The sequence below is a fragment of the Leptospira kmetyi serovar Malaysia str. Bejo-Iso9 genome, from assembly GCF_000243735.2.
GTDB lineage: Bacteria > Spirochaetota > Leptospiria > Leptospirales > Leptospiraceae > Leptospira > Leptospira kmetyi.
Genome location: NZ_AHMP02000003.1, coordinates 2,678,375 through 2,692,587, shown reverse-complemented (window position 1 = coordinate 2,692,587; position 14,213 = coordinate 2,678,375). Strand labels below are relative to the sequence as shown.

General features: G+C 45.8%; 9 protein-coding genes and 1 pseudogene. 8 read left to right on the top strand and 2 right to left on the bottom strand.

The annotated features are described in order from the left end of the window. A complete protein-coding gene (locus LEP1GSC052_RS15050; protein ID WP_020986312.1) occupies window positions 1–948 on the bottom strand; it encodes a hypothetical protein in 948 nt (315 codons plus the stop codon). A gap of 103 nt (window positions 949–1,051) precedes the next feature. Here LEP1GSC052_RS15050 and LEP1GSC052_RS15045 point away from each other — a divergent pair, with 103 nt between their 5' ends. From LEP1GSC052_RS15045 to LEP1GSC052_RS15030, 4 genes are all read left to right on the top strand, one after another. Further along, entirely contained in the window at window positions 1,052–1,705 is a 654-nt protein-coding gene (locus LEP1GSC052_RS15045) for a TetR/AcrR family transcriptional regulator (protein ID WP_020986598.1), read from the top strand. A gap of 83 nt (window positions 1,706–1,788) precedes the next feature. Next, window positions 1,789–3,081, top strand: coding sequence for an alanine racemase (locus LEP1GSC052_RS15040; protein WP_010573430.1), 1,293 nt, complete (start codon window positions 1,789–1,791; stop codon window positions 3,079–3,081). Between the two features lie 82 nt (window positions 3,082–3,163). Then, window positions 3,164–3,604 carry a GNAT family N-acetyltransferase gene (locus tag LEP1GSC052_RS15035; RefSeq protein ID WP_010573431.1) on the top strand — a complete coding sequence of 147 codons (441 nt, stop codon included), beginning with the start codon at window positions 3,164–3,166 and terminating at the stop codon, window positions 3,602–3,604. Between the two features lie 22 nt (window positions 3,605–3,626). Beyond that, the gene (locus LEP1GSC052_RS15030; protein WP_040913059.1) at window positions 3,627–3,827 is read left to right on the top strand and encodes a cysteine-rich CWC family protein; all 201 of its coding nucleotides are present in this window, start codon (window positions 3,627–3,629) and stop codon (window positions 3,825–3,827) included. 22 nt (window positions 3,828–3,849) lie between these two features. On the opposite strand, the gene LEP1GSC052_RS20755 is transcribed toward LEP1GSC052_RS15030, so the two are convergent. Further along, the gene (locus tag LEP1GSC052_RS20755; RefSeq protein WP_020986761.1) at window positions 3,850–6,201 is read right to left on the bottom strand and encodes an ATP-binding protein; all 2,352 of its coding nucleotides are present in this window, start codon (window positions 6,199–6,201) and stop codon (window positions 3,850–3,852) included. 479 nt (window positions 6,202–6,680) lie between these two features. On the opposite strand from LEP1GSC052_RS20755, the gene LEP1GSC052_RS15020 reads away from it, so the two are divergent. The 4 genes and pseudogenes from LEP1GSC052_RS15020 (at window position 6,681) to LEP1GSC052_RS15000 (ending at window position 14,147) form a co-directional block, all read left to right on the top strand. Next, a complete protein-coding gene (locus LEP1GSC052_RS15020; RefSeq protein WP_020986176.1) occupies window positions 6,681–9,962 on the top strand; it encodes an efflux RND transporter permease subunit in 3,282 nt (1,093 codons plus the stop codon). A 59-nt stretch (window positions 9,963–10,021) separates the two neighbouring features. Next, window positions 10,022–11,419: pseudogene (locus tag LEP1GSC052_RS15015) on the top strand (TolC family protein); the annotation flags it as partial. A gap of 72 nt (window positions 11,420–11,491) precedes the next feature. Next, window positions 11,492–13,252 carry an acyl-CoA dehydrogenase family protein gene (locus tag LEP1GSC052_RS15010; protein WP_010573437.1) on the top strand — a complete coding sequence of 587 codons (1,761 nt, stop codon included), beginning with the start codon at window positions 11,492–11,494 and terminating at the stop codon, window positions 13,250–13,252. A gap of 331 nt (window positions 13,253–13,583) precedes the next feature. Further along, window positions 13,584–14,147, top strand: a complete 564-nt coding sequence (locus LEP1GSC052_RS15000; RefSeq protein WP_156892127.1) for a hypothetical protein — start codon at window positions 13,584–13,586, stop codon at window positions 14,145–14,147. Window positions 14,148–14,213: the final 66 nt, after the last annotated feature.

Sequence of the window (14,213 nt, the reverse complement as noted above, 5' to 3'; positions counted from 1 at the left end):
TTACACTCCTTTGATTGACGTATTGTAGATTCTTTTTGAAAAAAGCGGAATCAAAAAACTAAACAACATCCCGATTCCGCAGGTCGAAAGTCCGACTCCGATTCCAATAGAAGGTCGTAAAAGCGATTCTCCGCTTAAAGCCTGAAAAGCGAGAACCAAAATCGATCCGGTAAAGAAGATCGAAAAATTCCGGATTACGTTTACGGAAATCGATTGCGATATTTTAAGACTTCCTAATATAAGAGCGATCATCGGGATCAGCTGCATCGCGTGGATTCCGACGAAATGAGGAATTCTCATGTCGCCCGCGATCGTACTCCAACCGAGGACGGGAAGTCCCGGACCGCCGTCGTTTGCGCCGAACGTATGCCCTCCGTTCGCTTCGAGGATTCCGGCTTTCATCGCTTCGATTTGTTCCGGCCTTGGAACGGTCATAAAAAATCCCAAGATCATTCCGATTGCGGCGATTCCCATTCCCCAACGAAGAGATTCCATAAGCGCTTTGTTTTCGGATTTTTGTCGAATTAGCAAAAACGCTAAAACTACATGAAAGATCCATAATATGGAAATGCTCGTTCCCATCAGGCTGAAAATGAAACCGTTGAGAGGAGTTGTGATGTTAAAATGGCTCGGAACTCCGCGATAAGCCTGTCCGAAGATCGCGACATTCTCCACGATCAACATGATCGTGATCACCCGGGAGATATTTCGGATCGTTCTTTCCCTTCCTTCGATAAACTGAAGAATCCACACCAATGTAAAGGAATACATTCCGATCGAAACAGCGAACTTAATCGGTTTTAGCCAAACGGGAGAATTTGTGACCGTTCTTTCGTCGATAAAAACCGCCGGAATCAATACGAATAAACTGATCACGTTGATTATACCGTTCCAAAAAAGCGAAGGGTTGGTCCTGGAAACGGAAAGGACTTTGTTTAAAATTCTCATGGTTCCTCCTAAAAGGGTCTTGACCCGTCCGGAATTCATGTTACCACTGTAAACATCAAATGTTGGCTCTGTCAACATAAAAAGTAGTCACTGGCAACATTTTATGGAAAAAAAAATCGGCCCCAAAAAGAAATCTTCCAAAAAAGAGACGATCGAGGCTTATCATCACGGCGATCTCAAAAAGGCGATCATTCTTAAATCCGAGGAGATCTTGGAAAAAAAAGGAATCGAAGGTTTGAGTCTTAGGGACATCGCCGCGGATTTGGGAGTAAGTCACGCCGCGCCTTATAGACATTTTCCGAGAAAGATCGATCTTTTATTCACTCTTGCCGCGCGCGGTTTTTCCGATCTCGCGAACGAGATGCGTCTCGCTTGGGAAAGCAGCGATGATCCGATCGAAAGACTTCGTTCCGCAGGGAGACGTTATGTGCTCTTGGCGTTGAAGCATCCTCGAAGAACCGAGCTTATGTTCGGAGGCGCGCTGAACTGCGAAGAGGAAGCACCGCAAGAACTCGAACAAATCGGAAGAGAGGCCTTCATGGGTCTTTTTCGAATTTTGGAAGACGGGCAACAAAAGAGTCTGTTCAAATCGGAGGACACATACGGTCTTTCGTTTACGGTTTGGAGTTTGGTTCACGGTTTTGCGGTTCTTACAAACGGAAGACAAATTCCCCAGGCAATTATAGAAGAACGCACCTTGGAAAAAATCATCGATTCCACTTTGAATTCAATCTTAAACGGAGTCGTTCGTTCCTAAGAAACGTAGTGCGTTCTTTTGTAAAAAGAGTTGTAAACCGGCGAGTTTAATTCTTAATTCTCCATCGGGAACGGGATACGAAAATGAAATTCATAAACAAGAAGACGATCGGAATCGGAAGTGTTGTTTTACTCTTACTCGCGTTAGGCGCGATCAAACCCAAGGATCAGGGCAAACCCTATTCTCCCTATTTTCAAAATTTAAACGAAGAACTGAAAGCCAACGGACCGGGAAAGCCGATCGTTCTTTTGGATTTGGATCGTTTGGATGAGAATCTCAAGTTGTTGAAACAAAATCTGAAATCCCCTTTGCGGTATCGCGTTGTCGTTAAGTCCCTTCCTTCTCTCGAACTTCTACGATACATCGTTCGTGCGACGGACACGGATCGATTGATGGTGTTTCATTCCGGGGATATAACGATGCTTTTGTCGGATTTAGAATTCAAGAATTATAATATTCTTTTGGGGAAACCCATGCCCGTAAACGCTTTGGCGGACATTTATTCGAAAAGCGGCGCCCGGGAATTTCAAAAGATTCAATGGCTGATCGACACGGAGGAACGGCTCAACGAATATTTGGAGTTTTCGAAAAAGGAGAATCTGAAACTTTCCGTAAATTTCGAGATCGACATCGGTCTTCATCGGGGCGGCTTTTCGGATTCGAAGAGTTTACATTCTTCCTTTGAGTTGATCCGTAAAAATCGAAACCGTATTGAGTTCGCGGGTTTTATGGGATACGAACCTCATGTAGCTTCGGTACCGGTGGTTTTCGGAGATAAGATTCAGGCGATCGAAAATTCTTTGCGGAAGTCCTTGGAAGTATATTCAAAATTTATAAAAGACTCGAAGGATTCTTTTCCGGAATTTTTTCAAAAGGATTTGGTGTTCAACGGAGGAGGAAGTAAAACCTATCGTTTTTATCAGCGGTTCGGAAACGGGATCGTCAACGACGTTTCTGTCGGTTCCGCGCTTGTAAAACCGACCGATTTCGACGTAGTAAGTTTGGACGAACATTCTCCGGCCGTTTTTATCGCGGCTCCGATTTTAAAACGTTTGGAGGGAACTCGAATTCCGTTTTTGGAATCGATTTCCTTTTTATTTCCTCTTTGGGATCCAAATCAGGAATTAACTTATTTCACATATGGAGGCGCGTTTTCCGCAAAGAAAGAATCTCCTTCGGGTCTTCAGGATAATTCCTTGTTCGGCGCGAGTACCAACCAGGGAATCCTAAACGGATCTTTTAAAACTTCCCTTTATCCGAACGATTTCGTTTTTTACAGACCGACTCAAAGCGAAAAGGTAATGGCGGAACTGGGAGAAATCCATCTTTTACGCAAAGGAAAACTTTCCGGGAAATGGAAGAGTTTCGTAAATTAATGCGAAGTCGAAACGCACAATTTACGCTTGAATCGAGCGGGCTTTTTCAAAATGATTCTATTAGGAAAATTGAAAATAAACGATGAAAATTAGAGAAGCCCAGATTCAAGACCTCCCGGAAATCGCGCAGTTGTTCGACGAGTATCGTCGGTTTTATAAAAAGGATTCGGATTTGGCGAGCGCCACGAAGTTCATCGAGGAAAGAATTCTCAATGAAGAATCCAAAATCTATCTCTTTCTCGATGGGAACGAATACTGCGGATTCACGCAATTGTATCCTTCTTTCACTTCCTTGTCGATGAAACGCACTTGGATCTTAAACGATCTTTTTGTTCGTCCGGCGCATCGTAAAAAAGGCGGCGCAAGAGCTCTGATCCAACAAGCGGGTTCTCTTGCGAGAGAAACGGGCGCAAAGTATCTCGCTTTATCCACGGCTTTCGACAATCATCCGGCTCAGAAATTATACGAGTCGATCGGGTTCGTCAAGGATCAAGAATTCTTTCATTACTCCTGGGACGTGTAATCGAATTCGATTTTTTGAATGTATGTCTATGACTGAATTCTCCCAAACCGGAATCGTTCAAAAGCCCTGTCAACGCTGCGGGAAAACGTTCTCCTGCGGCGCGGCGGCCCACGCCTGCGATTGTTTTTCCGTAAGTCTTTCTCCAGAAGTTCGTAAACGCCTTAAGGAAGATTATAACGATTGTCTTTGTATTTCCTGTTTGGAGGAATTGAACCGTTCTTGATTATAAAGTATATTCTGAAATTCTAATTTAAAGGAAGGAATACCCGAAAGACGGTTTTTCCGGGTTCGCTGATAAATTCGATTCTTCCCTCGTTTTTATCGAGAAGTTTACGAACGAGATCGAGTCCGAGTCCGCTTCCTTCTCCCGCGTCCTTGGTCGTAAAGAAAGGTTCGAATATCTTGTCGCGGATCTCGTCCGGAATTCCGGGTCCGTTGTCTTCTATTTCCACTATGGCTTCCTTCTCCCGTTGAAAAAGACGAACCGTAAGTTTTCCCTTAAACTGCATCGCTTGCAACGCGTTGAAAATCAAATGCGTCCACACTTGAACGATTTCCTCCCGAACACAAAGAACGGGCGGAATCTCGTCGATGGATCGAGTAAGATCGACTCCTCGTCGGATATAGTGCTGATACACCGTAAAAACCGTTTCCAGGGTTTCCTCGATATGGACCTTCTTAGCCGCACTTTCGTCTCCGGCTTCGGAATAATTTCTCAGCTCGAAAAGAATTTTGGAAGCTCGATCGACAGAAACGCGGATCGTATCCGAATTTCGAAAATAGATTTCCTCCAAGTAGATATATTCCAAAAGAGTTTCGCGATTGGACATTTGAAACAAAGGTTTGTACGTTTCGGAAAGATTTTCGACTCCCATATCAGCAATGGTGTCGGCTAATGCGTCCGAGTTCGGCACGTCCCATTCTTTCAAAGTGTTGCTGATGTTTTTTCTTCTTCGTCTCACTTCGAGACCGGCGATTCCGGAATCTCCTTTTCTACAAGCGTCTATAAAGGAAATGTAAAGTTTTCTTTCTTCGGGAGAAGCGAGGGAAAGAATCGAGTGAACCTCGGGAAGCATGGATCTCATTTTGGGAACGGAAGCGAGAAGAGTTTGATTGGAAGCCTTGATCGCGCCGAGAGGATTGTTGAGTTCGTGACTGATCCCCGCCGAAAGTTGTCCGAGCGTCGCCATTCTCACGGAATGAAGAAGTTGGTTCTGCGCTTTTCTCAGATTTTCAAGAGCTTCTTCCAGATGTTTTTTCTGCGCTTCAATGAGTTCGTTTCTTTTTCGGATCTCTTCGCTTTCCCGAAGCGCGGCCTGTGTCGCGATTCTTTCCTCGAGATACATGGAAAGATCCTCGCGCATCTTATCCATCGCGCCGAGAAGCGCGCCGATTTCATCCTCTCTCGGATAATGAGCCCTTGCGGAAAGATTTCCTTTTGCGATCTGTTCGGAATACGCGATCGCTTTGGAAAGTCCTTTGAGAACGTATCGATCAAAGGAGAATCTGAGCGTAAGAAGGATCATTCCGAGAATGACGAAGGTCGATACGAGGGAGATGAACCAAAGATAAATTAGATCTCCTGAATATAATGAATCCGGAATGGATACTCGAACGGCCCAGGGTCTCGGAGAATCTCCCAATAAAACCGGATAATAATAATGCGTAAAACCGTCCTTGTTTTCTAGAAAGGGTTGACCCGAGGCGATTCCGTCCGTGATTCTTTTTCTCTCCGAAGGTTCGGCGATTTGTTTTCCAACGGTCGAAGGATCTTTTCCGTTTGCGGCAAAGGAACCGTCCGGGGAAAGAAAAGCCAAGTAACCCTGATTTCGGAACGGACGAATCGATCCGATCTTAGTCTGCATTCTTTCGATCGTGACGTCGACTCCGACGACTCCGGCGAATTTCGAATTTCTAAAAACGGGAGCGACGATCGAAACCATCAGAATCGATTTTCCGGAAACGAGATAACTCGTCGGTTCGGTGAGAAATTCCTTTTGAGTTTGTCTCGGAACGGAATAATAAAGTCCTTTGGGTCCGGGATCTTCGTAGTTTACACAATTCTCATATACTAGTTTATCTTCGTCCAAGGCGCGATTGATATAAGGAACGAATCTTCCCGAAGCGTCGTGCCCCTTCGCGTTTCTATAAGAATTGTCCAAACCGTCGAATGCGTTCGGTTCGAATACCGCCCAAACTCCGAAGTAGTCGGGTTGGATATGAAGAAATCCTCCGAAGGCTTCCACCAACATGGGTCGGTTCGGTCTCGTTTTTTCCAGAACGGATTTGAAACCTCGAACCGCTCCCAAACCTACATTCAAAAACTGTGATATTTCTCTCGTGTATTTTTCCGAAGCGAGTCTGGCTCCGGATTCCGCTTCCTGTTTGAGTCTTTGATAAGCGACGACGGAATTGATCGTGGTTACGAGAAGGGCACCCACGGATAAAAGGGCGGCGAGTATAACGGAGATTCTCGTACGAATTCCGAGCTTTTGTTTTTTACCGATTAGATTCTTCGTAAAGGAACTTCGAAGCGGATCGTCCGCTTTTCCGTTCGCAGTAGGATGGTCTGTGGAAAAAATATCGTTCTTTTTCATGGACGTAACGAGATGCGTATCGTTTTTTCCCCGATGAACCCGGTCGCATAGTATTGGACGAAAAGATTGAATTGAAAGAAATTTACTGAATGATTTAAAATAAATTTCGATTTTTTTAAAACGATTCGAACGCTTCGATAACGAGTTACGTGTCGTCTATAAGTTATTTATTGGATTCTATTTATAGGAATTACTAACGGCGTTTAGTCTATTCGAAAGAACGAAGTCCGGATCGAGCGGTAAAAATCTATGGACGGGCTTCGGATGAAAACCGAATTGTGTTGATTCCGTTTTTTTTAAGGAAATATGTATTATAATTTCCGACTCTGTGAAATAATGAGCTAATTGTTCAAGATTCTATACTTAAAACGATGGAACCTAGGATAAAAAATAGGACCCGAGGCTGAAAAATCAGGTCGGACCTATATTCAAAGTTCGTTTTAGATCTTCGTTCTTATTAAATTCCAAAGAGGTTTGCCTTGCTTTCCGCAGTATCTATACGCAATCCGATCTTTTCCTGGATGATGATGGCCGCGATCATTCTGTTCGGTTCGGTCGGATTCTCGCGAATGGGCGTTTCTCAGATGCCCGACGTCGACTTTCCCGTGGTTAACGTTTCTCTTACTCTCGTCGGGGCCAACGCGCAGGTGATGGAGACCGACGTGGTCGATCCGATCGAAGAAGTTTTGATGGCCGTCGAAGGCGTAACCGAAGTGCGATCGATTTCTTCGGACGGTTCCGCGACCGTCACGGTCGAGTTGGAGTTAAGCCGAGACGTGGACGTTGCGGTGCAGGAGATTCAAACCAAACTCGCGCAAGTGTCCAATAAACTTCCGGAAGAATTGGATCCCGCGGTAATTACGAAATCGAATCCGGACGACACCCCGATCATCTGGGTTTCCGTAACCGCGGTCGACAAAACCGAAAAGGAGAAGATGCTTTTCGTGAAAGATTTTCTGAAGGATAAGTTTCAGAAAATTTCGGGAGTGGGCGAGATCATTCTCGGCGGTTACGTGGATCGAACGATCAACGTTTATCTCGATCCGATTAAACTTTCCAGAAGCGAAATCGCCGTGGACGATATCGTCAACACCTTGAAGGAACAGAATCTCGAAGTTCCTTCGGGAAGAGTGGAGAATCGAACGAGCGAAATCAGTCTCCGCGCCGTGGGCGAGGTTCCCACCGCGGAACAGTTCGGAAATATTTTCTTGAATTCGAGAAGCGGTTCTCCGCTTTTCCGATCGATCCGTCTTAAGGACATCGCGATCGTAGAAGACGGGTTAGGCGAGGTAAGAAGAATTTCCCGATTCAACGGAGTCTCCGCCGTAGCGATCGGAATCAAAAAACTAAAAGGCGCAAACGCCGTCGAAGTCGGAGATCTGATCAAGGCGAAGGTGAAGGAATTAAAACCGAAACTTCCGAAAGGTTACGATCTTACCGTGTCGAACGATAACACGGGTTATATCCGAGACAGCGTAAACGAACTCGAATTCACACTGATCTTTTCGGCCATTCTTACCGGATTTGTTTGTAGATTGTTTTTGGGAAATTGGAAAAGCACCGGTAACGTTCTTCTTGCGATTCCTACTTCCGTAATCGGAACCTTTTTGTTTTTATACTTCGCTGGATTTACGATCAACACGTTTACGATGTTGGGCCTTTCTCTTGCGACCGGGATCGTCGTCGACGACGCGATTATGGTTCTCGAAAATATTACGCGACATCGAGAGATGGGAATGTCCTGGTTCGACGCAGCTTTGGAAGGAGCTTCCGAAATCCGTTTCGCCGCGCTCGCGGCCACGTTAGCCGTCGTTGCGATCTTTCTTCCCGTAGCGTTTATGAAAGGAATCATCGGAAGATACTTTTTGGAATTCGGAGTTACGATTTCCGTTTCGGTTCTTCTTTCCTTGTTCGAGGCTTTGAGTTTTACTCCGATGCGCGCTTCCTTATATTCCGAGGATCAGGTTAAGAATGGAAGGAAGTCGTTTCTTTCTTCCGTGTTTTCGGTGAACGCGCGTGAAACCTGGAATCTTTGGGTCTCTAAGGTTTCGATCTTCAAAAGAATGGATCCTTATATCGAAAGATTTTTGGATTACAGCACGGATCTCTACGGACGTTCGATCGACTTCGTATTAAATTATCCGCGTTGGATCGTGTTCGGATCGACTGCGTTGTTCGTCGCTTCCCTCGGATTCTTTTTTCTTTTAAAAAAGGAATTCATTCCGCCTCAGGATATGGGCCGTTTTATCATCCGAGCCAGACTTCCTTTGGGTTCTTCCCTGCAAAGAACGGACGAAGTGATGAAAACCGTGGAACAATATCTGATCCAAAGAAAGGAAATCGAAAAATATATTTCCAACGTGGGCGGCTTCGGAGGAACCGAGGCCAATACGGGCATGTTCTTCGTTACGATGAAGGAGATGGGTCATCGACCGAAAAATCCGAAGACCGGAAGGGAAATCACACAAGGCGCCTTGTTCGGAATTTTAAGAAAGGATCTCAAGGAACTCGTTCCCGAAGCTACCTTTTCGGTGCAGGATCTTTCTCAAAGGGGATTTTCCGCGGGACGAGGTTATCCCGTCGAACTCGTGTTAACCGGTCCGGATTGGCAGAAGTTGTCCGCGCTTTCCGTTCAAATATTAGAAAAATTGAAAGAAAGTAAGGTTGTGTTGGACGTCGATACGGATTACGTCGCGGGTCAAAAGGAACTTAGACTCGTTACCAATCGCGAAGCCGCGGCGCTTCGAGGCGTGAGTATGGCGAACGTTGGGAATACGGTCGGAACGCTGATGGGCGGAAAAAACGTAAGTCGTTTTACCGAAAATGGTCGGAGTTACGATGTTCGCGTTAAGATTCAAAAGGACAAGGGAGAATCGATCGCCGTTCTCCCGGACATAAGCGTTCGAAACACGTTCGGAGAATTCGTAAAACTTAAAGAAGTAGTCAGCATTCAGGAAAAGGAAGCGTTGAAAACGATCACTCGGATCAACCGGGAAAGAGCGATTCGAGTTTTCGGAAATCCTCCGCCCGCTTTGGGACAAACCGCTTCCACGGAAAAGGCCTTGGAAATAGCGAAGTCGATTCTTCCCGAAGGTTATTCCGTCGCGGTGACCGGCTCGGCCAAAACCGCAAAAGAATCGGGAAACAGTCTGACCGTCGCGTTGCTTTTCGGAATTCTTCTTTCGTATATGATTCTCGCGAGCCAGTTCAACAGTTTAAAACAACCCTTGTATATTCTTTTGGCGATGCCTTTCAGTTTTACGGGCGCGTTAGTCGCTCTTTATCTGTTCGGACAATCCTTCAATATGTACAGTTTTATCGGATTGATTCTTCTTTTGGGTTTGGTGAAAAAGAATTCGATTCTTCTCGTAGAGTTCGTCAATCACGTTCGATCCACGGGAAAGGATATCAGACAATCGATCAAGGAAGGTTGTCCGATCCGATTGAGACCGGTGCTTATGACTTCTTTCAGCTCCATCGCCGCCGCGATTCCTCCCGCTTTGGCCTTGGGTCCCGGAGCCGAAACGAGAATTCCGATGGCGGTTACGATCTTGGGAGGAATGACACTTTCCACTTTGATCACGCTTTTGGTGGTTCCGGCGGCGTATTATCTCGGGGAAAAGGAAAAGAAGGAAGAGGTCGGAACTACGGCAAAGTCGCCCACGATCGTTTTTCCCGAACCGATGCACAAGCCGATTCAAGAACCGGCGCACAAATTCGCGCAGGAACACGCTTCCAAACATAAAAAAATCAAAAAATGACTTCAAAGAAAATTCAAAAAATAGAATATAAAAGTTTTATAATTCAATTTGCGTTGCCGCTTTTGTTTCTGTCCGGATGTACGGACGATTCCACGATACGAACGAACGACGGGATCGTAGAACCTCGTTTGGAAGAGGTTACCGGCGTTACTACGGAAAAGATCAAAAACATTTCTCCGGAACAGGAACTGACCGTAGACGAACTCTATTCTTACGCGGTGGAAAGAACCGAAAGAATCGCGCTTAAAGAAGAAGCGATTCAGCAAGCGGATTCTCAAAAGATGGCGGCTTTCGCTTCTTTCTTTCCTTCGTTGTCCTTGGTTTACAACAAGTTCTATCGGATTCCGGGACCGAATTCTCACTTTAATCCTTATTATACCGACCCGAATCCGTATACGGGAAGTTCGTCCAGCAGTTTGCCACCTACGGTCGGACCGGGAACGAGATTGCTTTTGACGATTCCGATTCTGAACGGAGTCAGTCAATATACGACTTACAAAGCGGCGGGCGCTCTTACCAACGTAAGAATGAACGAGGCTCGATACGAATCCGGACGTCTTTATCTGGAAATCGCACAAGCATATTATAATGTTCTACAGTTAAAGGAAGTCATTCTTCTGGAAGAAAAGAAAACGGATCTGGTTCGTAAAACGATCCAGGAACGCAGAAGACTTTTCTCCTTGGGCAGAGTTACAAGAGCCGATTTAAGCGGGGCCGAAGCCGATTTTTCCAGATCCGAAGCGGGTCTGGAAGATTTTAAATATCAACTCAAACAAGCGGAGATGGCCTTAGAAAGTCTCGTAGGCGCGGGAGAAGGCGGATTGAAACTTGCGATTCCCAGGGAGGCGGTTACGCTTCCGCACAATCTTTTGCCCGAGGAAAGAATCGCAAAACGATACGACGTGATCGCGGCGAAGGAAAATCTCAAGATGGCCGAGCTCAATTTGAAAAAGGCTTGGGGCGGACATTTGCCTTCGGTGACATTAAACAATTATTATACGATTCCCGAACACAACACGACTCCGAACAAGGATATAACGATGCAGTTGTCGGTCAACGTTCCGTTGTTGTCTGCGGGAACGATCACCGCGGGCGTCAAACAGGCGGAATCCGCCGTAAGACAAGCGGAACTTCAGTTGTCGCAGGCGAAACGCGTGGCTTCGGACGAAATTCGAAAGGCGTATGAAAGTTCCTTAAACTCGGCGCGGTTATTATCATTGTATGCAAAGGCTCGGAATTCCGCGGAATCCAATCTCAGCAGTCAAAGAAGAGGATTCAGTTTCAAAACCGCATCCCGGCTCGAACTTCTCGTATCGGAGACTTCTTTTCTGGATTCGGAAATCGCGTATCGAAAGGCGTATTATCAACATTCTTTGAATACGATTTGGTATTCCGTAGCGATCGGAGAACTGCCGAGATTAAAAAAATCGAGAGAAGAGGATAAGACGGGGGGTTAGTTTTCTTTGTACGCTTGACATCTCTTCTCAATGGTTTTAACTATTGGGCATAGTTGAGAGGTAAGAATCCCCATGATTATCAGTAATTACTTTCAGGACAATGAGGATATCAAACTCGTCTTCGACGAGTTGATCGATTGGGAAGAAATTGTCCGCGCATACGAACATAAATTCGAGGATGCGGAAGAATATAAAAAGTCCGGAAACGAAAGATTAGCATACGCTCCTTCCAACGTGGAAGAAGCCAAGGAATACTATAAGTCCGTATTGGAATCCTTAGGCGAAATTATGGGAGAATTCGTCGCTCCCCGCAGTAAAGAAATGGATCAGATCGGACTCAAGTACGAGAACGGAAAGGTGACGTTTCCGAAAGCGCAAGAAGATTGTTACAATACGCTCCGAGACGCCGGGTTGATGCCGATTTCGATCAGTAGAAAATACGGCGGAATGGGTTTGCCCGCAACCGTTCAATCCTTTATGTGCGAGATCGCCGCGAGAGCCGATGCTGCTTTTTGTCTCGCTTACGGGAACATCAACATCGTCGAGATTATGGAACGATTCGCTTCTCCCGAAATGTGCGAGAAATGGCTTCCCGATATTTCCGCCGGAAAATACAGCGCGGCGATGGCGTTGACCGAACCGAACTACGGATCGGATCTTCCGAACGTTCAAACCAGAGCGACTCAGGACGCGAACGGACAATGGAGAATCAACGGAGCAAAACGTTTTATCACACACGCTTGCGGTTACGTCAACGCTCCTTCCGTGATTCTTACGTTAGCGAGAACCGGATCGCCCGAAAGCGGAGCGAGAGGACTTTCCTTCTTTCTCGTAAAAGGAAGCGACGTACATGTCGCCGGAGTCGAACACAAGATGGGACTTCATTGTTCTCCTACTTGCGAAGTCGTATTCGAAAATTCTCCGGGAGAATTGATCGGTAAAACCGGATACGGTCTCGTAAAGTATTCCATGGGAATGATGAACGCCGCAAGACTTACGATCGCAACTCAGTCATTAGGAATCGCGACCGCGGCTTATTACGAAGGAAAAAAATACGCTTCGGAAAGAATTCAATTCGGAAAACCGATCGAACAGATTCCAGCAGTCCGAAAAATTCTCGATCGAATGGAACGGGAAATTCTTGCGACCCGCGTTTTGATCGCCGAAACCGGAAAGGCGATCGATCTTTATCACTGGCCGAAAGAACACGCGGTCAAGGTGGAAGGAAAATCCGAAAGGGACGTGAACCAAGACGAGTCCATTCGCCGTTGGGAAAAACTCGCGGATCTTTTTACTCCTCTGAGCAAATACTACGCTTCGGAAGGATGTGTTTCGATCGCATCGGACGCCTTGCAGATTCACGGAGGAAGCGGTTATACCGAAGACTACGACGTCGCAAGAATTTACAGAGACAGTAGAATCACGACGATCTACGAAGGAACCACCCAACTGCAAGTGGTCGCGGCGATCGGCGGCGTGGTTTCGGGAATGTCGCCGACAGGACAACTGAGACAATACGCCGAGGGAGAATTGTCCAAATTCTCCGCTTCGGAAGATCTCAAAAAAGTTTGGAACGATCTCGATACAAGCGTAGGACTTTTCAAATCGATCCATGACGGAAGCGTAAAAGATTCTTTGGCCTTTGAAGTCGTGGAAATTGCGGCTCGTTTTCTTTGCGGAATGCTTTTGGAAAGATCTTTCAAAGTCTTGAACGGCAAAGAACTGGAAAAACGCAAGTCGATTGCACAAGCCTACAACTTGGACAGCGTCGCAACCGCGAGCGCCAATTTGATCAAATTGGAAAGAGCTTCGAAACAAGCGATTCCCGCATAACGATTGTTAGATTCTCCGCTTGGTTTTTCTAAGCGGAGAATTTTCGGTCGAATTGGAAATCGACAAAACGATCGATCCCAACTCATTCGAAATAATTTCAAACTATTTCCGATCCCAACAAACCACAAACGATCACTTCTAAACATTTCAATATTCGAATGTTCTTTATCTTGGATGCGCGGCGCGGCTGAGATCGATTTTGTCATTCGATGTAAGGCGTGATTTTCGGATCGTCCGCGAAATTATGTTCATTTAAGAATCGAGATTGTAAATTATTTTCCAAATTATCCGATGCAAAGACGATTTCGTTTCTCGTGATAAATTTATTTCCATGAATACAAACGAAAAAATCGAACTTGCACTGAGGTTCTTGGATCGTCATGAAAAAGTCTTCGGACAAAAAGTTCCCCAACGTCTCCGGGAGTTTTGGAAAGACGGTGAATTCGAAAAGTTTGAAAACGGTTACACCCGGTTTATAAAAACTCCTTTGGGTCCGGACGGCTCCTTTCAATTGAGTTCCGCCGTTCCTTCTTGGGAGGCAATGAGCGATCATTGTTTGGACGACGCGGTTGTCGGACCTCGAGGAGAATGGACGAACGCGAAAAAATTCATTCCTCTCTTTCACGCCGATCAATCTTTTTTCTTCGTAGTTAAGATCGATACTCCGGAGTGTAGCGTCGGTTGGTTCGAAGAAGAGGCGTTGGCCGGATCGTTGGGAGAAGGAAAAGAAGGAGACGGTTATCATTCCGGAGTTTATCTTTTGACGAGGACGCTCGACAATTTTTTGGCGACGATTGGAGATTCTCCTGACGGAGATGAGGTGATTGAATGCGATTCTTTAGATTGGGAAGAAGTTACCTATTTATTGGAAGAAGACGATGACGAGGAGGAGTGAAATAACAAAAACCGAGGTTTGTCTCGAAGTTTTTTAAAATGTAGGAACTCATACGAATTCGAGCTG

Bases quoted from the DNA above. Each gene is read 5' to 3' on its own strand.
- LEP1GSC052_RS15050 (WP_020986312.1), bottom strand. From the start codon at position 948: ATGAGAATTTTAAACAAAGTCCTTTCCGTTTCCAGGACCAACCCTTCG.
- LEP1GSC052_RS20755 (WP_020986761.1), bottom strand. From the start codon at position 6,201: ATGAAAAAGAACGATATTTTTTCCACAGACCATCCTACTGCGAACGGA.
- LEP1GSC052_RS15010 (WP_010573437.1), top strand. From the start codon at position 11,492: ATGATTATCAGTAATTACTTTCAGGACAATGAGGATATCAAACTCGTC.
- LEP1GSC052_RS15045 (WP_020986598.1), top strand. From the start codon at position 1,052: ATGGAAAAAAAAATCGGCCCCAAAAAGAAATCTTCCAAAAAAGAGACG.
- LEP1GSC052_RS15040 (WP_010573430.1), top strand. From the start codon at position 1,789: ATGAAATTCATAAACAAGAAGACGATCGGAATCGGAAGTGTTGTTTTA.
- LEP1GSC052_RS15030 (WP_040913059.1), top strand. From the start codon at position 3,627: ATGTCTATGACTGAATTCTCCCAAACCGGAATCGTTCAAAAGCCCTGT.
- LEP1GSC052_RS15000 (WP_156892127.1), top strand. From the start codon at position 13,584: ATGAATACAAACGAAAAAATCGAACTTGCACTGAGGTTCTTGGATCGT.
- LEP1GSC052_RS15035 (WP_010573431.1), top strand. From the start codon at position 3,164: ATGAAAATTAGAGAAGCCCAGATTCAAGACCTCCCGGAAATCGCGCAG.